The sequence below is a fragment of the Exiguobacterium sp. s122 genome (genome assembly GCF_018618475.1).
GTDB lineage: Bacteria > Bacillota > Bacilli > Exiguobacteriales > Exiguobacteriaceae > Exiguobacterium > Exiguobacterium himgiriensis.
The window spans coordinates 856,235-879,555 of record NZ_JACSMD010000001.1; the positions used below are offsets into that span (position 1 = coordinate 856,235).

22 protein-coding genes are annotated in these 23,321 nt (G+C 52.0%); 17 read left to right on the forward strand and 5 right to left on the reverse strand.

The window, feature by feature from the left end; translation table 11 throughout:
• Nucleotides 1–7: 7 nt before the first annotated feature.
• Nucleotides 8–1,579: an amidohydrolase gene (locus KNP92_RS04350; protein WP_214837744.1), complete on the forward strand. Its 1,572-nt coding sequence runs from the start codon at nt 8–10 to the stop codon at nt 1,577–1,579.
• A 40-nt stretch (nt 1,580–1,619) separates the two neighbouring features.
• Here the strand turns inward: KNP92_RS04350 and KNP92_RS04355 are convergent, their stop codons facing one another.
• A complete protein-coding gene (locus KNP92_RS04355) occupies nt 1,620–2,438 on the reverse strand; it encodes an NAD kinase (protein WP_214837747.1) in 819 nt (272 codons plus the stop codon).
• Between the two features lie 151 nt (nt 2,439–2,589).
• Here KNP92_RS04355 and tpx point away from each other — a divergent pair, with 151 nt between their 5' ends.
• The 4 genes from tpx to KNP92_RS04375 all read left to right on the forward strand — a co-directional run bounded on the left by tpx (nt 2,590) and on the right by KNP92_RS04375 (nt 6,430).
• A complete protein-coding gene (gene tpx, locus KNP92_RS04360) occupies nt 2,590–3,078 on the forward strand; it encodes a thiol peroxidase (protein WP_214837750.1) in 489 nt (162 codons plus the stop codon).
• 102 nt (nt 3,079–3,180) lie between these two features.
• Nucleotides 3,181–4,068 (forward strand): class I SAM-dependent methyltransferase, encoded by an 888-nt coding sequence (locus tag KNP92_RS04365; protein ID WP_214837754.1) that lies wholly within the window; start codon nt 3,181–3,183, stop codon nt 4,066–4,068.
• A 125-nt stretch (nt 4,069–4,193) separates the two neighbouring features.
• Nucleotides 4,194–5,405: an acetate kinase gene (locus KNP92_RS04370; RefSeq protein ID WP_214837757.1), complete on the forward strand. Its 1,212-nt coding sequence runs from the start codon at nt 4,194–4,196 to the stop codon at nt 5,403–5,405.
• Nucleotides 5,406–5,839: 434 nt separating this feature from the next.
• The gene (locus KNP92_RS04375) at nt 5,840–6,430 is read left to right on the forward strand and encodes a 3D domain-containing protein (protein ID WP_214837761.1); all 591 of its coding nucleotides are present in this window, start codon (nt 5,840–5,842) and stop codon (nt 6,428–6,430) included.
• Between the two features lie 34 nt (nt 6,431–6,464).
• Here the strand turns inward: KNP92_RS04375 and KNP92_RS04380 are convergent, their stop codons facing one another.
• On the reverse strand, nt 6,465–6,902 hold the full coding sequence (locus KNP92_RS04380; protein ID WP_214837764.1) for a universal stress protein: 438 nt from the start codon (nt 6,900–6,902) through the stop codon (nt 6,465–6,467).
• A 183-nt stretch (nt 6,903–7,085) separates the two neighbouring features.
• On the opposite strand from KNP92_RS04380, the gene KNP92_RS04385 reads away from it, so the two are divergent.
• Together KNP92_RS04385 and KNP92_RS04390 are read left to right on the forward strand one after the other, a co-directional pair.
• Nucleotides 7,086–7,811, forward strand: coding sequence for an SDR family oxidoreductase (locus KNP92_RS04385; RefSeq protein WP_214837767.1), 726 nt, complete (start codon nt 7,086–7,088; stop codon nt 7,809–7,811).
• A 10-nt stretch (nt 7,812–7,821) separates the two neighbouring features.
• Nucleotides 7,822–8,544 (forward strand): metallophosphoesterase family protein, encoded by a 723-nt coding sequence (locus KNP92_RS04390; RefSeq protein WP_214837769.1) that lies wholly within the window; start codon nt 7,822–7,824, stop codon nt 8,542–8,544.
• Between the two features lie 36 nt (nt 8,545–8,580).
• Here KNP92_RS04390 and KNP92_RS04395 read toward each other — a convergent pair whose 3' ends face one another.
• Nucleotides 8,581–9,678, reverse strand: coding sequence for a M24 family metallopeptidase (locus KNP92_RS04395; RefSeq protein ID WP_214837772.1), 1,098 nt, complete (start codon nt 9,676–9,678; stop codon nt 8,581–8,583).
• 161 nt (nt 9,679–9,839) lie between these two features.
• On the opposite strand from KNP92_RS04395, the gene KNP92_RS04400 reads away from it, so the two are divergent.
• A complete protein-coding gene (locus tag KNP92_RS04400; RefSeq protein WP_034809290.1) occupies nt 9,840–11,150 on the forward strand; it encodes a DRTGG domain-containing protein in 1,311 nt (436 codons plus the stop codon).
• Between the two features lie 43 nt (nt 11,151–11,193).
• On the opposite strand, the gene KNP92_RS04405 is transcribed toward KNP92_RS04400, so the two are convergent.
• Nucleotides 11,194–11,508: a YtpI family protein gene (locus tag KNP92_RS04405; RefSeq protein WP_251136389.1), complete on the reverse strand. Its 315-nt coding sequence runs from the start codon at nt 11,506–11,508 to the stop codon at nt 11,194–11,196.
• A 77-nt stretch (nt 11,509–11,585) separates the two neighbouring features.
• On the opposite strand from KNP92_RS04405, the gene KNP92_RS04410 reads away from it, so the two are divergent.
• Nucleotides 11,586–12,551, forward strand: a complete 966-nt coding sequence (locus tag KNP92_RS04410) for a DHH family phosphoesterase (protein ID WP_214837775.1) — start codon at nt 11,586–11,588, stop codon at nt 12,549–12,551.
• Nucleotides 12,552–12,567: 16 nt separating this feature from the next.
• Here the strand turns inward: KNP92_RS04410 and KNP92_RS04415 are convergent, their stop codons facing one another.
• The gene (locus tag KNP92_RS04415; protein ID WP_214837778.1) at nt 12,568–12,759 is read right to left on the reverse strand and encodes a YtzJ family protein; all 192 of its coding nucleotides are present in this window, start codon (nt 12,757–12,759) and stop codon (nt 12,568–12,570) included.
• Nucleotides 12,760–12,860: 101 nt separating this feature from the next.
• Between KNP92_RS04415 and dnaE the strand changes: the two genes are divergently transcribed.
• The 8 genes from dnaE (at nt 12,861) to citZ (ending at nt 23,253) form a co-directional block, all read left to right on the forward strand.
• Entirely contained in the window at nt 12,861–16,031 is a 3,171-nt protein-coding gene (gene dnaE / locus KNP92_RS04420; protein WP_214837781.1) for a DNA polymerase III subunit alpha, read from the forward strand.
• 77 nt (nt 16,032–16,108) lie between these two features.
• Nucleotides 16,109–16,663 carry a FadR/GntR family transcriptional regulator gene (locus KNP92_RS04425; RefSeq protein ID WP_214837783.1) on the forward strand — a complete coding sequence of 185 codons (555 nt, stop codon included), beginning with the start codon at nt 16,109–16,111 and terminating at the stop codon, nt 16,661–16,663.
• A gap of 14 nt (nt 16,664–16,677) precedes the next feature.
• A complete protein-coding gene (gene accD, locus KNP92_RS04430) occupies nt 16,678–17,532 on the forward strand; it encodes an acetyl-CoA carboxylase, carboxyltransferase subunit beta (RefSeq protein ID WP_214837786.1) in 855 nt (284 codons plus the stop codon).
• Nucleotides 17,533–17,536: 4 nt separating this feature from the next.
• Nucleotides 17,537–18,460, forward strand: a complete 924-nt coding sequence (locus tag KNP92_RS04435; protein ID WP_376778111.1) for an acetyl-CoA carboxylase carboxyltransferase subunit alpha — start codon at nt 17,537–17,539, stop codon at nt 18,458–18,460.
• 160 nt (nt 18,461–18,620) lie between these two features.
• Nucleotides 18,621–19,589 carry a 6-phosphofructokinase gene (gene pfkA, locus KNP92_RS04440; protein ID WP_214837792.1) on the forward strand — a complete coding sequence of 323 codons (969 nt, stop codon included), beginning with the start codon at nt 18,621–18,623 and terminating at the stop codon, nt 19,587–19,589.
• Nucleotides 19,590–19,678: 89 nt separating this feature from the next.
• Nucleotides 19,679–21,421: a pyruvate kinase gene (pyk, locus tag KNP92_RS04445; RefSeq protein WP_214837795.1), complete on the forward strand. Its 1,743-nt coding sequence runs from the start codon at nt 19,679–19,681 to the stop codon at nt 21,419–21,421.
• A gap of 67 nt (nt 21,422–21,488) precedes the next feature.
• The gene (locus KNP92_RS04450) at nt 21,489–21,953 is read left to right on the forward strand and encodes a DUF441 domain-containing protein (RefSeq protein ID WP_214837797.1); all 465 of its coding nucleotides are present in this window, start codon (nt 21,489–21,491) and stop codon (nt 21,951–21,953) included.
• 187 nt (nt 21,954–22,140) lie between these two features.
• On the forward strand, nt 22,141–23,253 hold the full coding sequence (citZ, locus tag KNP92_RS04455; protein WP_214837801.1) for a citrate synthase: 1,113 nt from the start codon (nt 22,141–22,143) through the stop codon (nt 23,251–23,253).
• Nucleotides 23,254–23,321 lie beyond the last annotated feature (68 nt).

Consider the following 23,321-nt stretch of genomic DNA (forward strand, 5'->3'; position numbering starts at 1 on the left):
TTGCGTGATGGGAACATTATGGGTGAACGGAAAGATTTATACGTTAAATAAAGAAGGCGAGATGGCAGGGGCGATGTATGTCGAACACGGCCGAATTCTGAAGATGGGGGAAGAAGGTCACCTTCGCCGTACATATGCGGGGCGAATTCAGGACATCGTCAATTTAGAGGGCAAGAGCGTCTATCCGGCGTTCACGGATTCACACATTCATCTTATCGGCTACGGGGAAGCACTCGATCGAGTCGATGCGACGGAGACGACTGATTTGAATGCGCTGCTCGAGACGATGAAACAAAAGGCGAGCGGAGACGATTGGATTGTCGCTGAAGGCTTCAACGACCGTTTGCTCGGAGAGATGCCGACGCGTGAGATGATTGATGCCGTCATCCCGGACCGTCCTGTCGTATTGAAACGAGTCTGTCGCCACGTGGCGGTCGTCAACTCAAAAGGGCTCGAGCGGCTTGGCTTGATCCACCATACTGTCATCGAGGGCGGAAAGCTCGGACGCGATGCGGATGGGAAGTTGAACGGGGTGCTCTATGACGCCGCGCTCGATTTATTGCATCGTGAGCTCGGGGGCAATAAAGACAAGAACGTCGCCTCGATTCGACGAGCCGTCGATGCACTGTTCAGTCACGGCATCGTCGGGGCACATACCGAGGACTTGTTCTATCACGGTGACCCGCTCGAGACGATCGCTGCATATGAAGCCGTACTTCGTGATGTCCCGTTTCATGCGCATCTGCTCGTCCATGAGCAAATCGTAGACCGCGTGCTTCAACACGATGCGCTCTATAAACGACCGCGCTTTGACTTCGGTGCGATGAAGCTGTTCGTCGATGGTTCGTTCGGCGGTCGGACGGCGCTCTTGTCCGAGCCGTATACGGACGACCCGGTCCAGCGCGGAATCGAAGTGCATCGACCAGACCACCTCGAGGCGCTTGTGAAAAAAGCCCGATCCTATGGGATGAACGTGGCGGCACATGTCATCGGTGATGCGGCGGCCGAACAGTTCATCGGTTTACTTGAGAAGTATCCGGCCAAACGTGGGACGCGCGACCGAATCATTCACGCGTCGCTCCTCGATGACGCCTTGTTGAAACGCATTGCGGCGTTGCCCGTCCTGATCGACGCGCAACCGGTCTTCTTGTCCGACGACATGGAGCTGCTCTTCGACCGCCTTGGAAACGATCGTGTCGACAACGCGTATCGTTTTAAATCGATGGTGGCAACGGGTGCGTTGTTCCTCGGCGGGAGCGATGCCCCGATTTCAGACGTCGACGTTCGAAAAGGGTTGTACGCCGCTGTGACACGTCAATCGTTCGCTGGCTCGCGTACGCTCGCTCCGAATGAGCGGCTATCGATGTACGAGGCGATGCGGAGCTTCACGTACTCGCCCCGCGTCGCGACGAATACGCACGGACGTGACGGATTGCTCATCCAAAGCTATAATGCAACGTTCACCGTTTGGGAGAATGATTTCTTCGAACTCCAAGGAACAGACATCTTGAACAACCGACTCGTCATGACCGTCGTCGAAGGGGCGCCCGTGTATGAAGCGGATGTCATCACGACGTAACGAAAAATGAGCCTCCGGCATGGAGGCTCATTTTTTTAGGTTAGAAGAACGAACGTTGCACTTTATGCCAGAACGAGTTGTTGCGGAGCTTCACTGTCTTAACAACCTTGTCCGACAGTTCGATATCGATGCGATCCGTATATTTCAGGCTGAGCGCCTCGTTGTCCATGCCGATGATCGGGTAGTCGTTGCCGTCCTCGACGATGCGAAGCGATAGTTTACGTGACTCGTGAACGATGAACGACGAACCGAGTGTCCGGTAACGGTTATTGTTCACCGAAGCAATCTCACTCACTTGCATACACGGAATGAGCGGGTCGACGACAGAGCCGTTAAGCGATTTGTTGTAGGCAGTCGAGCCGGTCGGTGTCGACACGACCATTCCATCGCCGCGGAACGTCTCGAAATGAAGGTCGTCGATGTACACCTCGATGGCGAGCGACTTGATGATACTCGACTTGATAGACGCCTCGTTCAAGCATAGAAGCGGCGTCGATTTGTTGATCGTGGCCGATAGGAGCGGATATTTACGCACTTCGAGTCCGGCTTCGATTCGAGCCGTGTTATCTGAGAAGAGCCGGTCGACTTCATCGAGTTTATGTATGTCGAAATCACAATAAAACTCGTTCAAGCCGCGGCCGAACCCAACGTAAATCGCGTCTTGGCGGAACCCGGTATACCGGACAGCTTGTAGAAACGCGCCATCTCCCCCGATGGCGACGATGATGTTAGCATCCTCAGGACGCTCGACGACGTTGAAACCGTGTTTTTCCCCGATTTCCCGTAGCTTTTTCACTTCTTTCGTGAAGTCGTTGACGTTTCGGTGATACAAATAAACATTGTTTCTCATTTGAGTCATCCCCTTTGTCGTATGTGTCTTTACCAGTATACCGTGTTTTGACGATTCGATATAGGGAAAAACAGAAACAGCATCGAAGCAGGATGCTTGTCATGACGCGTCTGCCCTCGATATGATGGGGACGTACAACTACGCTAAAGGGGATGGAACAATGCCGACATTTAAAGGGAACAACATTACGTTGCAAGGGAATCCGGTAAAAGTAGGCGATCAGGCGCCGGACTTCGCCGCTCTGACGACTTCACTCGAGGAAGTGACGCTCGCATCTTACCCGGGGAAGAAACTAATTAGTGTCATTCCGTCAATCGACACAGGCGTGTGCGATGCGCAGACGCGTGAATTTAACGAGAAGGCGTCATCGCTCGGTGGGACGGTGCTCACGGTCTCGAACGACTTGCCGTTCGCCCAACGTCGCTGGTGCTCGGCAGCTGGAATTGACAATGTCGTCACGCTTTCCGATCACCGTGATTTATCGTTCGCGAAATCGTTTGGCGTCTTGATCGAGGAACTTCGTCTTTTGGCCCGTTCTGTCTTTGTCGTCGATTCGAAAGGCACTGTGCAGTACGTGCAATACATGGACGAGATGACGGACGAAGTTGACTTCGATTCGGCGCTCGCGGCGTTTGCGGCAGCGAACTGATTCGCTTGGCGAATCCAGCAGAATCGTCTACACTAACAAATAGAAGTGAAACGACCGGCTCTCAGTTAGAGGGCCGGTTTTGTATGGAAAGGATGAACGAAGATGGAACGATTCGAACAGTTGTACCGAGATTGGAAACAAGATGTGAAAAAAGTAGTGGCGGACCTCGATCTCCTGCCGCTTGAAGCGTTGATTGAAGTGTTAGAGCGAGTAAACATCGAAGGGGAACAGAAAGATGACGTAAGGAAAGCGGTCAGTCTGCTCGTACTCGAAGAGACGACAACCCTTCCCCCGAACCATCAGCCGACACCGGACGCGGTTAGCTTGTTTATCGGGTATTTAGCGACGAAGCTCGTCAAAGAGGACGCGACGATACTCGAACTAGGCAGCGGGACGGGTACGCTCGTTCATGCCGTCTTGTCCCAATTAAAAGAAGCGACGGCGCAAGCGGTCGAAGTGGATGAGACGATGCTTCGGCTATCGTATGCCATCAGCAACTTGCTCGAGAAGCCGGTCTCTTATTTCCATCAAGACGCGCTCGAACCGCTATTCGTCGAACCGGCTAACTTGGCGCTCGTCGACTTGCCGATTGGCTATTACCCGAATGACGAAGTCGCGAAGACATACGACCTGCATCGGACCGACGGCCATTCGTACGCTCATTTCCTCATGATCGAACAGGCGATGCGGCACACGTCGCCGGGCGGTCATGGCCTCTTCGTCATCCCGAACAATTTGTTTGAACAAGATGATGAAGGGAAATTAAAACAATGGATGGACCGCGAGGCGATTGTCAAAGGCGTTTTACAATTGCCGACGACGATGTTCAAAGACGAGCGCTACGCCAAGAGTTTACTCCTGCTTCAAAAGCTAGGGGAAGGCGTCAAACGACCGAAACAAGCGCTCCTCGTAGAGTTGCCTTCCTTCACGGACGTCCGCGCTGTTGCCAATATTGTGAAACAGATTGACGATTGGTTTAAAACAACATAATTTTATTAGGCAAAAGACTTGAAAAACATATGTCATATCAAGTATCTTCATTATGATACAGTTATCGGTTTTCTAAAGAACAGATAAAGATACCCGTTTAAATCGAAAGGTAAGAGGTGTATGACATGACAAAAATTATGGCAGTCAACGCAGGGAGCTCGTCGCTCAAATTCCAACTTCTCGAGATGCCGTCTGAACACATGCTCGCGGTTGGTCTCGTCGAGCGCGTCGGAAAAGACGATGCAATCTTCACAATCAAGTACGGCGAAGGACAAAAGTTCAACGTCGTGACACCGCTCCATACGCATAAAGAAGCGGTCGAGCTCGCGCTTGAAAAATTGATTGACCTCGGAATCATCGCATCGTTCGATGAGATTTCAGGTGTCGGTCACCGTGTCCTTCACGGAAAAGAGTTGTACGCAGACTCGGTCGTCATCGACGAAGAAGTCATGAAGAACATCGAATCGTTCGTCGAACTCGGACCACTTCACATCCCACCGAACTTGACGGGGATTCGTGCGTTCCAAGCAATCTTGCCGAACGTCCCGCAAGTCGCGGTGTTCGATACGGCGTTCCACCAATCGATGCCGGAAGAGAACTTCTTGTATAGCCTCCCGTATGAGTATTACACAGAGCATGGCGTGCGGAAGTACGGTTTCCATGGAACGAGCCACAAGTACGTTACACAACGTGCTGCTGAGCTGCTCGGTCGTCCCCTTGAAGACCTTCGTTTGATCTCGTGCCACCTCGGTAGCGGAGCGTCAATCGCAGCGGTCGCCGGCGGCCGTTCAATCGACACGACGATGGGCTTCACGCCACTTGAAGGAATCACAATGGGAACGCGTTCGGGCTCACTTGACCCCGCCCTCATCCCGTTCCTCATGCAAAAGACAGGTAAGTCGGCTGAAGACGTCTTGAACGTCATGAACAAAGAGTCGGGTGTCTACGGGCTCTCGGGTATCTCGAGTGACTTGCGTGACATCGAGCAGGCGGCGGCAGAAGGCAACCACCGTGCCGAAGTATCACTTAAAATCTTCTCGAACCGCATCCATGGCTATATCGGCCAATACGCGGCAGAGATGAACGGGGTCGATGCGATCATCTTCACAGCGGGTGTCGGCGAGAACTCGGATGTCATCCGTGAGCGTATCCTTCGTGGACTCGAGTTCATGGGCGTCTACTGGGATCCTTCACTCAACAACGGAGCGCGCGGCAAAGAGTTGTTCATCAACTACCCGCACTCACCGGTTAAAGTCATCATCATCCCAACGAACGAAGAGTTGGTCATCGCTCGCGACACGGTCCGCATCGCGAACCTCGTCGAAACACACGCATAATTTGGTTAAAACCCTCTTGTTCCACGAGAACAAGAGGGTTTTTTTAGTGCCAACAGACTATTTGGCATGCAATTCGTATAGGACAATCGATTCAACAATCGAAGCGTCTTGTAACATTCGAGACGAAAAAGCGAAACTTTGTAACACCCAAGTCATAATAAACCCATTAAATGGAAGATTATATTACGAAAGACAACCCTCTTCTGTAAAATCGTCATCATTCTTTAAAATCAACCTATTTTGTAACAGAACCGTAACTTTCGTGTCACTCAAATGAAGTTTAGTTGTAAACGCACGTTGGCATGATTCGTCATATAGTTATCTGGACGAAACATACTCGTCTGGACTCATCGGATTCATGAATATGATCGAACACCTTAGAAACTGACAACATGAAACACGACAAACAAACCGACTAGGAAAGGACGAACCACATGCTAAAGAAAATTGGAACGGTCTTCTTATTAACGGTCATGACATTCGCCATGCTATTACCACAACAACAAGTCGAGGCAGCGTCTAAAACGTACGTTCAAAGCCAAGTGAACGGATTGAACGTTCGGACGGCGGCACACGTCGACGGGAAAGTACTCGGGAAAATTAATAAAGGACACCAGCTCGAGCGCACCGGTTCAAAGGGCGCTTGGATTCGGGTCAATTATAAAGGGAAGACAGGCTGGGTCGCTACGAAATACTTACGGACGGTCAAACCAGTCGCTAAGGCAAACGTGAAGTCGTATACGATGAACGCATCCGCTTACACACCGTATTGCAAAGGCTGCTCAGGCAAGACCGCACTCGGATGGAACGTTCGCACACAAAAACATAACGTCGTCGCGGTCGACCCGCGCGTCATCCCGCTCGGTTCGAAAGTACAAGTGTACGTCGGCTCGAAGTTAATGGGGACGTACACGGCGGCAGACACAGGTGGCGCAATCAAAGGACACAAAATTGATATTTTGATGTACTCACAAAGCGCAGCGCTCAAGTTTGGACGCAAAACGGTCACCGTGAAAGTATTATAAGAAAAAGACGATCGCCGAGGCGACCGTCTTTTTCTTATTGACGGACGATGAGGACGTCGCATTTCGCATAGCGAACGATGCTTTCCGAGACGCTACCGATAAAGAAGCGTTCAACGGCGTTCAAGCCGGTCGCGCCACAGATGATAAGGTCAATATCGTTATTCGGTGCAATCTTCTTGGCGATCGTCACTTTCGGTGAGCCGTACTCGATGACCGTCTCGACTTCTTTGACGCCGCGTTCGCGGGCGCGATTGACATAGTCGTCGAGCAACTCTTTCGCATACGTTTCGGCGCGCTCGGTAATCGTCCGGTCATACGCCTCAACCGTGGCAAACGTCCGCGTATCGATCACGTGGCCGATGAACAGCTTTCCTTCGTTACGAAGTGCGACATCGATGGCGGTTTCGAAGGCGCGTTCCGCCTCCTTCGAGCCGTCGACAGCAGAGAGGATATGTTTGTAGACAATTGCCATGTAAATCCCAACCTTTCGCTTGAAATGTACGTGCGGCTTACATGTATAGTATACCACTTCTATCTAAATTCACGCCCGCTTCTCATGAGAATGTGTGAAATTTTCACAACTTTCTGTTTGAACAGGTTGAAGTTTGGAAATGAAGATCGGGAACGGGTAAGATGATACAGAGGAGGGATGTTGATGAAACACGTAGTCATTACAGCCGGGGCGAAAGGAATCGGCCGGGTCGTGACAGAACGGTTGTTAGAGGAAGGGTGGCACGTCAGCGTGTTGCAACGAAGTCCGATTGAGTGGACCCATGAACGACTACATATGATTGAGGCGCCGCTGACGGACCGGGAGGCGGTACTTGACGGGTACGAACAAGCGGTCGCGAAGTTTGGTGAGCCGGATGCGCTCATCTTGAACGCAGGTCCATATATTTTCGATCGCAAATGTCTCGTCGACTTGTCCGATGAAGAATGGGACGAAGTCATCACCGGGAACTTGTCCGCGTCGTTTTGGCTCATGCGTCGGGCCATCCCTTCGATGCGGGCCAATCAGTTCGGGCGGATCGTCACGTACGGCTTCCCGGAGAGCGCGACGGCTCCGGGCTGGGTCCATCGCTCGGCTTTCGCCGCCGCGAAGAGCGGGCTCGTCAGCTTGACGAAGACGGTGGCACTCGAAGAAGCGGCCCACGGGATTACGGTGAATATGATCAACCCGGGGAATATCATTGGTGCGCAAAAAGAGATGCGCATAGACGACGCCGAGGCCGATGACCAGACGCCAGTCGGTCGACACGGGACAGGTGAAGATATCGCCCGGACGATCTTATTCCTACTCGCCAAGGAGTCGGATTTAATCACCGGCGCGGTCATCGATGTGACCGGTGGCGTGAACGTCGTCCATCAATATCGGAAGTGAGGGGATTCGGATGAAATTGGCCATCTTAACGGATATCCATGGGAACGCTCAGGCGCTCGATGCCGTCTTCAAGCAGTTGGACGTGGAACGCGTCACAGACGTGTGGAGCCTCGGCGACATGATCGCGATGGGCCCAGACTCGAACGAGGTGATGGCCCGACTGCTTGACCGTGGCGTCCGAATGATCACTGGGAATCACGATGAAGCTGTATTATCCCTTCTAGAAGGGAAGGGGCATCCGGCGAGTTATGCGCATACGCGACCCCACCATGAGTGGGTGGCCCGCACGTTACGGCCGGAATACGCGGACGTCTTATTTCAGTTACCACGTACGATGCATCAAAAGTTAGGAAAAGAGCGCGTCTATGGCATCCACTATCATATTCCCGTAACGAAGCGAGAGGCATCGATCGTCGAAGACCCGTTCCATGAGATTGTCGAGGCGACGCTTCCGAATATGCAACACCTATATGGCGACTATGAGGCGGACATCATTTGTTTCGGTCACCATCACCCTGTCCATTCGTTTGAGGACGAGACGAAGCGTTACCTCAATCCGGGTGCGCTCGGCGTCGCCAAGGATGACCTAGCCCGATACGGTATCCTTTCACTCGATGAGAGCGGGTTATCTATTGCGCTCAAAGCCGTTCCGTACGACAAACGTGCGTTTCTCGAACGGATGGAGCGGTATGATGTGCCGCAACGGGACGTTATGTATCGCCTGTTTTATTAAGTCCATAAGAAAAACCAGCCCGCGCGGGCTGGTTTTTTATTTGATCTCTTGAAGTGCTTTCGGGTAACTCGTCAATAAGATTGGACCACTCTCGGTCATGATGACATCGTCTTCGATTCGGACGCCACCAACACCTGGGAGGTAGATGCCGGGTTCAACCGTGAAGGCCATACCGGCTTGGGCGGTCATGTCATTGTTTGCTGCCATCGATGGGAACTCGTGGACTTCGATGCCAATCCCATGCCCGACTCGATGTGTGAAGTACTCGCCGTATCCGGCCGTTGTGATCACTTGGCGTGCCGCGATGTCGATCGAGCCGAGCGTCGCGCCGAGGTTCGCCGCGTCGATGGCAGCGAGTTCTGCCTGCAAGACCGTCTCGTAGATTTCCCGTTGCTTCGTGCTCGCTTCGCCGTATACGACCGTTCGCGTGATGTCCGAACAATAGCCTTGCCAGACGACGCCGAGGTCAAACAACGCGAAGTCGCCTTGTTTTAATCGGTTTTTACCCGGTACGCCGTGTGGGTCGGCACTATTCTCGCCGAACAGGACGAGCGTATCGAAGGACATCTCACGGACGCCTTGTTTCTTCATCGCGTATTCGATTTCAGCGATGACCTCGAGCTCGGTCACACCTTCGCGTAGCGCGCGAATTCCTGCCTCGACGGCCATGTCCGCAAGTTCGGCGGCACGTTTCATGACGCGAATCTCGTCTTGCGACTTAATCATGCGCAGCGCTTGCAACTCTTCAGTCAAGTCGATGATGGAAAGTCCGGCAAAACCGGCCCGGAGTTGTTCGACGCGGTTATACGTCAAATGCTCGCCTTCAATCCCGATGCGTTCCGGGATGATTTGTTGGTCGAGGAACAGTTTGACAACTTTATCCCATGGATTTTCGTGGTCCATATATGTGACGATATCGCCGTTCCATTCACTCGCCTCGACAATGCCTTTCTCGAGCGCCGGACAGACGATGGCCGTCGTCCCGTTCTTTAAGACGAGGATGGCGATGAGGCGTTCGTGAGCCTCCGCGTAGACGCCAGAGAAATAAAAGACAGACGCTTTCGATGTGATGAACGCGGCGTCTAACCCTTTAGTCGCCAGCGTTTGTGCGATTTGATTCGTTCGTTGATTCAAGTCGATTCCCTTCCTTCTCGTTCGATAATCTTCGACCTCATTATATCGTTTTCGAAATTAGAAAGGAAATGTAACCATTTCATTAGTACAGTTTGAACAAGTTTGACTGATACAGTATACTGAAAGTGACAGAAAATGTATTAAGGAAAGGGACTCGTGACATGACAACAAAACATGAACAGATCATTGCACATATCGAGTCGCTCGATGTGGGAGCCAAAATTTCTGTTCGCCAAATCGCGAAAGAGTTGGCGGTCTCAGAAGGAACGGCTTACCGGGCCATCAAAGAAGCCGAGAACTTAGGGTTCGTTTCGACAATTGAACGGGTCGGCACGATTCGCATCAAGCGAAAGCATAAAGAGAATATTGAAAAGCTGACGTTCGCCGAAGTCGTCAATATCGTCGACGGGCAAGTGCTCGGCGGGCGGGACGGTCTTCATAAGACCCTCTCGAAATTCGTCATCGGTGCGATGAAGCTCGAGGCGATGATGCGTTATATCGACGTCGATTCGCTCGTCATCATCGGGAACCGCGAGAAAGCGCACGAGCTCGTCTTACAGTCCGGCGGTGCCGTCCTCATCACAGGGGGATTCGATACGACCGATGAGGTGAAACGGATGGCTGATAAATACAGCATGCCGGTTATCTCGACGTCATATGACAGTTTCACCGTGGCGACGATGATCAACCGGGCCATCTATGACCGCTTGATCAAAAAGGAAATTTTACTCGTCTCTGACATTGTCATCCCGTTACACGACACGTTTTATTTGAAGGCCGATGACACGGTGAAACGTTGGCATGAGTTGAACGAGCGGACAAAACATAACCGTTATCCTGTCATCGACGATCAAATGAAAGTCGTCGGCGTCATTACGGCCAAGGACATCATCGACCGGTCACATGACACCGAAATCGAGAAAGTGATGACAAGAAGCCCGATCACGGTCGGCGTCCAGACGAGCGTGACGAACGCGGCCCACCAAATGGTGTGGGAAGGCATCGAGATGTTGCCGGTCGTCGATAACTATGGACGACTGCTCGGTATCATCAGCCGCCAAGACGTGTTAAAAGCGCTTCAACTCGCCAATCGACAGCCACAAGTCGGCGAGACGTTCGACAATATGATCACGAACCAACTGAAAGAAGACCCGACCTCGAACGGAACGGCGTTCACGGTCGAAGTCGCGCCACAGATGACGAGCCATATGGGGACGGCGTCGTCAGGCGTATTGACGACACTGCTCGTTGAAGGGGCGACGCGTAGCTTGCGTCACATGAAAAAAGGTGACCTCGTTGTCGAGAACATCACCGTCTATTTCATGAAGCCGATTCAAATCGAAAGTCAAATTCGCGTCTCGGCCAACGTCTTCGACCTCGGACGAAAGTTCGGAAAAGTCGACGTCGAGATGACGCAAGGGACACAACTCGTCGCCAAAGCACTCGTCACGGCACAATTGATTGACCGCTAATAAAAAATGAGCTGATGCGATTCATCAGCTCATTTTTATATCGTCATGATTGGTTGATTGGCTCTTCGGCAGCGAGCGGATAGATTTTACGGTAACGAACGAACCCGACAATCGCGTTGCCGACTCCGAGGACGAGCATGACGATACTGACAATCCAGCCGACGGTCGAATCAAGGCCGAGCCCGCCGATCATCTGGTTGATGGCGAACAAAGCAAGGAACATGCTGAGCCAAATGAGAGCCTGCGTGTTGAACAAAGCTTTCCGGTACGGCGTTTTCGTGAGGTAGGCGCGCCGCTTATAGACGAAGTAGGCGCCGAGCGCGAATAGGATGAGCCCGATAATAACGAGTTGAGCCAAGTGAAGAAACCCCTTTCAGACAAGTAATCTGTTATCATCATACCATAGAATAACGTTCAAGAAAGCGAGGAATAGCTATGGCACATTGGCCAGAAGCAGCAAGCATCAAACAAGCAATCGAAGAGGCGAAGACGATCTTGATTCATCGTCACGTCCGACCAGACCCGGATGCCCTCGGCAGTCAATTGGGCCTAAAGCGCATCATTGAACGCGCATACCCGGAGAAGAACGTGTATGTCGTCGGCGGAATCGTGCGCGACTTAGAGTTTTTAGGAAAGATGGAACACGTCGAACCGGAGATGTATGACGAAGCGCTCGTCCTCGTGCTCGACACGGCCAATCAGGAACGAATCGACGGACCCCATGCGTTGAAAGGGAAGACGGTCGTTAAAATCGATCATCACCCGGACGAAGACCCATACGCGATGCATCAAATCGTCGACACGTCAGTCAGTTCGACGTCTGAGATGATTGCTGAGCTTGCTGAGGCGTGGGGCTATTCGCTCGATCAGGAATCGGCATTCCTGTTGTTCGCTGGGATTGTCGGGGACACGGGCCGTTTCCAGTTCCGAAACGCGACGTCTCGGACGTTCGAAGTGGCGGCAAACCTGCTCTCGTACGACATCGACACGAATCGACTCTATCGTCAAATGTATAAAACCGATTTGGCGACGTTACAACTTCAAGGCTACGTGCTACAAAACGTCCAAGTGACCGATGCCGGGGTCGGCTACGTGAAAATCGATGCCGACGTGCTTCGGACGTTCCATGCGACGCCTGAGGCGGCGTCTCAACTCGTCAACAGCTTTGCAGGACTCGAAGGCTTGAAGTGTTGGGTCATGTTCGTTGAGAACAAGGAAGAGATTCGCGTCCGCATCCGCTCGAAAGGACCGGTCATCAACGAGGTGGCGAAACGGTATCGGGGCGGCGGACACCAAATGGCCGCTGGTGCGACGATTGATCGGTGGGAAGAGATGGAGGATGTCATCGCGGCGCTCGATGAAGTGGCGCGTCCCTATACGTTCGAAAATGAAGAGAGCTGACCGCGGTCAGCTCTCTTCATTCTGTCTCGTCGGCTTTTGGGATGAACCAGGTGCCGCGATCGGTCACGTCCTCGACGACATCGAGTTGGTATTCGGTAATGTACTTGCGGAGCCGTTCAATGATCTCTGGACTATCGGCAAACACGGTCTGTCCATTTTGCAAATGTGAAAGTTTGTCGCGCGCGATTTGTCCCCGATTAATAATCATACGCTTTTACCCCCTTTTACGATGACTTTTGTCTATAATTATTGTATCAGAGAAGTGATGACAGGAGTTTGACAATTATGAAAAAAGAGAGGAGGGGTCAGATGCTTCATTTAAATGTCCGATCGGCCTATAGCTTGATGCAAAGTACGATTCGTTTGGAGGCCTATGTCGCACAGATGGCTGAACGGGGCAGTCGTGCCGTTGCCCTAGCCGATGACGCGTATTATGGCGTCCCCCAGTTCTTTCGGCTATGCGCACGCTATGAGGTCAAACCGGTAGTCGGGTTACGCACGATTTTAAAAGTCGACGGGATGGACGTGACCGTTCTCGCTTATGCGGTCGAAGCGAGCCACATCGAGCAGTTGTATCGGTACGTCGGTATAGGTGCGATTACCGAGGCGACCGATCTCGCCGTGATCGTCTTACCTGACAATTGGAAGACGAGCGACCCGATGCATCGACGTCGCCTCTACCATCAACTGCTCAATTACGTAACGGAGGATCGGCTATGGCTCGGGTTACCGGCCCCACAGACGACGGAACATCTTTTAGTGTTGAAGCAGCTTCGCGCGATGCGTGAGGAACTCGGGGTCCGTCTGATCCCGGCCCCTGAGACGAGTTATATGCGTCCGGACGATTTCGAGGCGTATCGGGCCTTGCTCGCGATCGGGGAAGGGGACGTTATCTCGGAAGAAGATTTTCAACATCGGGGGAGTCACGTCCGTTTGCCGAGTGAGATGAACGATTGGTTCGATTCGCAAGAGCTCGCCGAATTGGACCGTTTCGAAACAAGCGTCGAGCCGGCCACGTTGCCTCAAGCGGCTGCTGCCATCCCTGCGTTGCCGGACGCGGATCCGCGTTTGAAGCGACTCGTCGCAGAACGGTTAAAACAGAAAGAGTTACTTCATGAACCGTATATCGAACGCGCGCGGCATGAGCTCGAGGTCATCGAGCGGACCGGTTTCGCTTCGTATTTTCTAATCGTCGAAGAGATTGTCCGATTCGCTAAAGAGGAATCGATTGAAGTCGGCCCAGGGCGCGGTTCTGCTGCCGGTTCGCTCGTCAGTTTTGCGCTCGGCATCACCGAGGTCGACCCGGTGAAGTTTGACTTGTTATTCGAGCGGTTCTTGAACCCGGAACGTGTGTCGATGCCTGATATCGATTTGGACTTTGAGGACGAGCGCCGCGAAGAAGTCGTCCGTCACGTGCTCGAGAAGTACGGGGCGCATCATGCCGCGCAGATTGGGACGCTCGCCACGTTCGGAGCGAAAGCGGCGCTACGAGACGTCGCCCGTGCACTCGGGATGACACTCGAGGAAGGGCAAGCCGCCAGCAAGCAAGTGCGCGATGACGGTCTTCAAGGCATTCAATTCAATCCGTCGAAAATGAAATGGTTTGCCGGTAGTAAAAAACGGTCTCAATTATTGAAAATTGCTGCCCAACTCGAAGGCTTGCCGCGTCAGGCGTCCATCCATGCCGCCGGGTTAGTGCTTAGCCGCGAGGCGTTGGAGAAGGTCACGCCGCTTCAACCGTCAGATGGCGAGCAAGTGACGCAGTATAATATGAAGGATCTTGAGGCGCTCGGCCTTTTGAAAATCGACTTGCTCGGATTACGAAACTTGACCCGGTTACGGCAAATGGAAACGCTCATCCGTGAGTCTGACGCCATGTTCTCCTTGAAGACGATTCCGCTCAACGATGCGAAGACGCTCCGGTTATTGGCCCGTGGCGACACCGATGGAATTTTCCAGTTCGAGTCCGAGGGGATGAAGCAGGCACTCCGTCAAGTGAAGCCGACCGAGTTTGAAGACATCGTCGTGACGATGTCACTCTATCGTCCGGGTCCGATGCAATTTATCGAGACGTACGCGAAACGTAAGCACGGGATGCCGTATCAACCGGTCCATCCGGTCGTCGGCGAGCTGATGGCGACGACGCACGGCGTCCTCGTCTATCAGGAGCAAGTGATGCGGCTGTTACGCGAATTAGCCGGTTACTCGTATGCCGAGGCGGATTTAGTCCGACGGGCCATCGCTAAAAAAGATGTGACGATGATTGAGGTCGAAAAGACGCGCTTCCTTGAACGAGCAAGTCAGTCATACGGAGCAGACTCGATGCAACAAGTGTTCTCGTGGATCGAGAAGTTTGCTGGGTACGGGTTCAACCGTTCGCACGCGGTCGCCTACAGTTTGATCAGTTATCGTCTCGCCTATGTGAAGGCTCACTTTGAACGGGTTTTTTATGTCTCGACCTACGAGAAGACGAGTCAGCTCGTGCGCATGTTACGGAAAGATAAAATCCCGGTCTATCCACCTGACGTATTACATGGACAAGCCGGACCGTTCCTTGAAGGACCAGGCGTGCGCCTTGGGTTAAGAGCAATCCTTGGACTGACGAAACGAGACGTCGAGCGGTTAATTGCGCATCATGACACGTTTAAAGATGTGGAACAGTTGCGAGAACGAATGGAGTGGGGCGCAAAAGACGAGTTAAAGTTGCGGCGCCTACTCGGGGCCGGTGCACTCGATCGACTTTACCATGGGGAACGTCGACAAGCGTTCCTCGCCGTGGAACGGTTACGCGAACAGGGCGATAGCCATCTCTTGCCGGACGAACTGTCCGCCCTCGGTTTGAAGCGGTCTGAACCGGTCGAACCGAATTGGTCTGAAGAAGAGCGAGAAGCGCTTGGGACATGGATCGTCCATTCGCCACTGTCAGCGATCGCACCGCTCAATGTGACGACCGTGACGCTAGACGATGTGTCGATTGGAGAGACGGGCTTTGTCGTTGTCTACGTCGATGCGATTCGCACATTTAAAACGAAAAAACATGAGGATATGGGTGTGATGATGGTCGATGACGGCGTCACCCAAGACGAGGTCGTCATCTTCCCTCGCGTCTTTCAAGCGTTCGTCCGATCTCTTTATAGCGGTAACGTCTTATTGCTTGAAGTGCATTCGAACGAACGGGACGGTCGTCGCCAGTTGATTGTCGAGCGGGTTCGACCATTGCACGGTCAGGCGTTGTTTGTCCGACTCCGACTTGATTCGTTCGCAGAGCTCGAGGAATTGTTGCATACATCACCGGGCGATGTGCCGGTCGTCTGTCGCTTTTCCGACTCAAAAGAAGTCAAACAGCTCGCTTCAGCATATTCGGTCAATCCAACGGAATCGTTGTTGCAAGCGTTGAAAAAGCGATTTGGTGATCCTGACGTCATCCTGAAACGAGTGGACTCAAAAATGACTGGGACGAGAACTAGTACCAAGTCATAAAAAGTGGTATAATCTGTTTAATTGGTCTGACCACTTTAGAGAAAATGCCATGTTAAATAAGGGAGTTGAACGGTCAGATGCATGGAAAACACGCATCCTCATTTCACGAAAACATTTCAAAAATACGTTCGTTAATCGTCAAGGCGTCATTGAAACCAGGCGATCGTCTCCCGTCCGAGCGAGAGCTGGCGGAGACGTTATCGATAAGCCGGCCCTCGGTCCGTGAAGCGTTGCGCGCCCTTAGTTTCTTGGGGATTGTGGAGACGCGACATGGCGGTGGCACGTTCTTGTGTGAACAAGACCGCCATCGTTATATCGAGATCTTGTCCGAATTCATTGTGACGAAGCAGACGAAAGCGACCGACATTGTCGAGATGCTCCGTTTGCTCGAGCGGTTGGCGTTCTCGGAAATCGAACCGACAAAAGAGCGCGTGCAGGCGCTCGAGGCGGTCTTGCCATCGGATCGCTTATTCCGCCAGCAACTCATCTTCAGTTTAAAGAATGAGTTGTTCATCCGCATTTGGAGCGAGGTCAACCGTTTTTATGACGGGACGGATGCTGGTGACTTATATAGTTTAGACGAACGGACGGAACTGTTTGAAATGTGGCGTAAAGTGAGGTTGCCGGAATGAACGAGGGGGAAGCGATGACTGCTTTTTTCAAAAAACCAAAACGATACATGCCGTTGCGCCAACGTGAACCAAAGATTGACGTGCCGCAAGGGCTCATGACAAAATGTCCAGCTTGTAAATATATGCATTATACAAAACAGTTAAATGAGAATCATAAAGTATGCGACTGCGGCTATCATTTCCCGCTCAGTGCTGATGAACGTATCACAATGCTCGTCGACAACGGCTCGTTTGAACGGTTCGCCGGACCGAACGTGAAGCGAAATCCACTCGATTTTCCTGAATATGAAGAAAAGTTGGCGAAAGACAAAGCGCGTACCGGGATTGAAGAAGCCATCGTCTGCGGACGGGCCACGATTTCGGGTCAACCGGTCGTCGTCTGTGTCATGGACGCACGGTTCCGGATGGGTTCAATGGGTGCTTATGTCGGTGAAGCGATTGCTTCAGCTGTCCGTCAAGCGACCGCCGAACGATTACCCGTCGTCTTGTTCACCGCCTCGGGTGGTGCGCGCATGCAAGAAGGGATGGTTAGCCTCATGCAGATGGCGAACACGTCCATCGCGCTGAAGCAACATGACGAAGCCGGTCTACTTTATATCGCTTACTTGACGCATCCGACAACAGGTGGGGTCTCAGCGAGCTTCGCGATGCTCGGAGATTTGAACGTGGCCGAACCGGGCGCATTAATCGGGTTCGCCGGTCGCCGAATCATCGAACAGACGATCCGTGAAAAGCTTCCGGAAAACTTCCAAACCGCTGAATTTTTATTAGAGGCGGGTCAGCTTGACGCCGTCGTTCATCGTGAACAGATGCGTACGTTTTTACACAATATGATCACGTTACATGGCGGAGGTGTGAACCGTGTTTGATCCAATCAAAGAAGTCAACGAACAACTTGGAAAACTTCGTGAGACGGCTGAAACGAAAGGGATTGATTTGTCCCGTGAGATTCGTCACCTTGAAGCGAAGTTGCACCGATTAGAAAAAGATATTTATGGGAATATGAAACCGTGGGACCGCGTACAATTGGCGCGGAACCCGAAACGTCCGACGACGCTCGATTATATCGATTGGTTATTCCCAGATTTCATTGAGCTACACGGCGATCGCCACGGTTATGACGATGCTGCCATCGTAGCAGGGATTGCGACACTTGACGGTGTCCCGGTCACGATTATTGGGCACCAACGCGGTCGTAATACGAAAGAAAACATGGCGCGCAATTTCGGGATGCCCCATCCTGAAGGGTATCGAAAAGCGCTCCGCTTTATGAAGCAAGCGGAAAAGTTTAACCGTCCTATCATTACATTCATTGATACGAAAGGGGCGTATCCGGGAAAAGCGGCTGAAGAACGTGGACAAAGTGAAGCGATTGCGCGGAACTTGTTCGAAATGGCCACATTGAAGACCCCGATTGTCTCCGTCGTTATCGGTGAAGGGGGTTCGGGTGGTGCACTTGGAATTGGAGTGTGCGACCGCCTTCTTATGCTTGAAAATAGTACGTACTCGGTCATTTCTCCAGAAGGGGCCGCTGCCCTACTTTGGAAAGATGCAAAACTTGCTGAACGTGCAGCCGAAACAATGAAGATTACAGCACAAGACTTGTACGGACTTGGGATTGTCGACGAGGTCGTCACAGAAGTGTTCGGAGGAGCGCATGTCGATGTGTCACTACAGTCTTCACTATTGAAGCCTGTATTAACACAACACATCACAGAGTTGATGCAACACGATCAATTTGAGCTGTTGAGTGGTCGTGCCACTAAATATCATCAAATTGGCACAATTGGTTCGTGAAAACGGTAACAACCGCATAACGAATACATCCAACCGCTCACCGATTGACCGTTTTCGAACCGACCCCATGTTTTTTTTTCACATACTTGTGTTGTAAAACAAAGGTCAGACATGGTATTTTATTTTCAGATTTCGTTAAAACACATAAGAGGTGAGTGACGTGAATTTAAAACGTATTGCGGTATTAACAAGTGGGGGAGACGCTCCCGGAATGAACGCTGCAGTCCGTGCCGTGACCCGAAAAGCGATTTTCGAAGGTCTAGAAGTGTACGGTGTGTATAACGGTTATCAAGGTTTGATTGCCGGCGATCTCGTTCAATTGAATCTCGGTTCGGTTGGTGACATCATTCAACGTGGAGGAACATTCCTACGTTCAGCTCGCTGCCCTGAGTTCAGAACAGAAGAAGGACGCGCTAAAGCGGTCGAACAATTGAAGAAATTCAACATCGATGCCCTCGTAGTCGTAGGTGGAGACGGATCATACCGTGGTGCCCAAAAGTTGACGGAACTCGGTTTCCCAACGATTGGACTCCCAGGTACGATTGACAATGACATCCCGGGTACAGATGCGACGATCGGTTTCGATACGGCGCTTAACACGGCGCTCGACGCCATTGACAAAATTCGTGACACGGCTTCTTCGCACGAACGCACATATGTCATCGAAGTCATGGGTCGTGATGCCGGTGATATCGCGCTTTACGCTGGTCTCGCTGGCGGTGCGGAATCGATTCTCGTACCGGAACGCCCAGAAGACTTGAGTGCGATCGTCGAGCGGATCAACCATGGTGTTGCTCGTGGGAAGAAACATTCGATCGTCGTCGTTGCGGAAGGTGCCGGTAGTGCTGAAGAGATCGGTAAGCTTATCGCGGAGAAGACAAACTCGGAAACACGCGTGACGATTCTCGGTCATATTCAACGCGGTGGTTCCCCGACTGCTGCTGACCGTGTCCTTGCGAGCCGCATGGGCGCATACGCCGTTGAAATCTTGCTTGAAGGCAAGGCAGGACGTGTCGTTGGCATTCGTGCCGGTCAAATGATGGACCTCGATATTGATGAAGCGCTCGATCATAACAAGCATACGATTGATATGCGATTGATTGATCTTTCGAACCAATTGTCGATTTAAGAACAGTGAAGTTCACAGAGACGGGACGCAGGCTTGGCCTCCCGTTTTCTGTGTGCCATAGCCATACATCCCCTAGGAGGTTTTTATTTATGCGTAGAACGAAAATTGTATGTACGATTGGACCAGCTTCAGAGAAGCGACTCCCAGAAATGATTGAAGCGGGTATGAACGTCGCTCGCCTTAACTTCTCACACGGTGACTATGAAGAGCACGGTGCCCGCATCCGTGACATTCGTGAAGCGTCACGTGCCGCTGGCAAAGTTGTGACAGTCCTTCTCGACACGAAAGGTCCTGAAATTCGTACACATACGTTCGAAGACGGGAAAGCACTCCTTGAAAAAGGTAAAGAAGTAACGATCGTTTCTTCAGAAGAAATCGTCGGGACGAAAGATCGTTTCTCAGTCACGTACGAAGGCCTTTACGAAGACGTTGAAGTCGGTTCACGCATCATGCTCGATGACGGATTAATCGGTCTCCTTGTCGTTGAGAAACTTGCAAACCGCGATCTCCGTTGCTTGATCGAGAACGAAGGCGTCATCAAGACGAAGAAAGGTGTTAACTTGCCGAACGTCAAGGTCAACCTTCCTGCGTTGACAGACAAAGACATCGCCGACATCGAGTTCGGAATTTCGCAAGACATCGATGTCATCGCGGCTTCATTCGTCCGCCGTGCGTCTGACGTTGTCGAGATCCGTCAATTGCTCGAGAAAAACAACGCGTCACACATTAAAATCTATCCGAAAATCGAGAACCAAGAAGGTGTCGACAACATCGACGAAATCTTGGCAATTTCGGACGGCTTGATGGTTGCACGTGGTGACCTCGGGATTGAGATTCCGACGGAAGAAGTAACACCAGTCCAAAAAGAATTGATCAAGAAGTGTAACGACCTCGGGAAGCCGGTCATCACGGCGACACAGATGCTTGACTCGATGCAACGTAACCCACGCCCGACACGTGCGGAAGCGTCTGACGTAGCCAACGCCATCCTCGACGGTACGGATGCGGTCATGCTCTCTGGTGAGACGGCTGCTGGGGACTACCCGATCGAGTCAGTTCAAATGCAAGCAGCAATCGCTGTTCGTACAGAGCGCATGCTCGATTACAAAAACTTGCTCAAAGATCGTCAGAAGCGCAGTGAGCATACGGTAACGGATGCCATCTCACAAGCGGTTGCCCATACGGCAATCAACTTGAACGCGAAAGCAATCTTGACACCGACACAATCAGGTTACACGGCTGCGCGTACAGCGAAGTATCGCCCAGAGGCGAACATCATCGCGGTAACAGAATCAGAGCGTGTGGCCCGTCAATTGAACCTCGTTTGGGGCGTCTATCCAATCGTGGCTGAGACGATGCCGAACAACACAGATGAGATGTTGGTTCAAGCGTCTGAAGCGGCACGCCACGCTGGATTCGTCACGGACGGCGACCTCGTCGTCATCTCGGCAGGAATCCCTGCTGCGACAGCGGGCACGACGAACATGATGAAAGTTCATATCGTCGGTCACGCCCTCGCGAACGGTCGCGGCATCGGTGAGCGCGGTCTCGTCGGCGAAGTCGTCGTTGCGAACAATGCAGAAGAAGCGAACGCGAAAGCGAAAGAGGGCATGATCCTCGTCGCCCCGTTCACAGACAAAGAAATGATGCCAGCTATCGAGAAAGCGGCTGGAATCATCACAGAAGATGGTGGATTGACGAGCCATGCCGGTATCGTTGGACCATCGCTTCGTAAACCAGTCATCGTCGGTGTCGAAACAGCGACATCAACGTTCCGTGACGGCCAGATGATTTCAATCGACCCACTCACTGGTAAAATCTACAACGCGTAATCGAATGCCAATCGAACCGACCTTAGCAATGAGGTCGGTTCTTTTCCATTCAGAAAGAAGGAGTCATATGAGTGCGTATTTATTCTTGTTGTTGCTCGTGGTGATCGGGATTCTCTCACATAATCAATCGGTCATCATCGCGAGTAGCGTCTTGTTGATCATTAAAGCGGTCGGGTTCGGCGATCAACTCTTCCCCACGCTCGCCTCAAAAGGCATTCATTGGGGCGTGACCATTATCACCATCGCTGTGCTCGTTCCGATTGCAACAGGAGACATTGGATTTCGAGAATTGTGGAATAGTATTAAAGGACCGGTCGGAGTCGTCGCGTTCGCGTCTGGCATTTTTGTCGCCGTCGCTGCCGGTCAAGGCGTTCAGCTTATGCGTGTCGATCCGGTCGTGACGACGGCGCTTCTCGCCGGGACGATTTTAGCGGTCGGGTTTATGAAGGGGGTACCGGTCGGTCCGCTCGTTGGTGCCGGTATTGCGGCCCTCATTTTAGGTGGTTATCAACTGCTTGAAAAATGGTTCTGACAAATATTGACGACTGGATACGCTTACATTTCTTTTTTTCAGTAAATTGTTTATACTGAATGGAGGACAGGACGGATTGAAGTCGAAACACGATCGTGGGGAGAGCGTTCGACGACCGTCCTTATTCCCTACACATAGACTGGTTTCATACGGTCGACCACTTTTAAAGACTGAGGGGGAGTTATGGATGTCAACAACAAAAGGGTTAGAAGGGATTGTGGCAGCAGCCTCGAAAGTAAGTTCGATTATCGACGGACAATTGACTTACGGAGGGTACACAATCGACGATTTGGCGGACCACGCCACGTTTGAAGAAGTCGTCTTCTTATTATGGAACGATCGTCTTCCTAAAGCGGACGAATTAAATACACTTTCAGCAGCACTCGTGAATGAAGCGAAGTTACCAGAGGACGTCATTGCGACGCTCGAGCGGGCACCGAAGTCGGCCAACGCAATGGCGACGATTCGCACGGCGCTCTCACAACTCGCTCTATATGATGACGAGTCAGAAGATATGAGTGATGAGGCGAACATGCGTAAAGCGATTCGTCTTCAAGCGCAAATCGCGTCCATCGTGACGGCATATGCGCGCATTAAAAAAGGGGAGCAACCGGTCGCGCCGAAGCAAGGGTTGTCGTATGCGGCTAACTTCCTCTATATGTTGAATGGGGAGGAGCCGAGCGACGTCGCGGAGAAGACAATCGACAAGGCGCTCATTTTGCACGCCGACCATGAATTAAACGCGTCGACGTTTACGGCCCGCGTCTGTGTTGCAACGCTCTCAGATATGTATTCGGGTGTGACGGCGGCAATGGGTGCATTGAAAGGCCCGCTCCACGGCGGAGCCAACGAAGCGGTCATGAAGATGTTACATGAGATTGGATCGGTTGATAAAGTCGAAGAGTACGTTCGCGGCAAGTTCGAACGTCGTGAAAAAATTATGGGCTTCGGACACCGCGTCTATAAGGACGGCGATCCACGGGCAAAACACTTGAAAGAGATGAGCCGTCAATTGACTGCCCAAATCGGTGAGCCAGAATGGTATGAGATGTCTGAGAAAATCGACCACCTCGTCGAGACAGAGAAAGGACTAAAGCCGAACGTCGACTTTTATTCGGCTTCAACATACTACGCACTCGGACTCGACGAAGAGCTCTTCACACCAATCTTTGCCGTCTCACGCATGTCAGGTTGGATTGCCCATATCCTGGAGCAATACGCTGACAACCGTCTGATTCGCCCGCGTGCGGAATATGTCGGTGAAGCACACCGTTCATACGTATCGGTCAACGAACGGTAAGGCATTCAAAAGATCAGGTCACAATTTCGACATAAACTTTGGTAAACTAACAAGTGACGTAGGTCGGC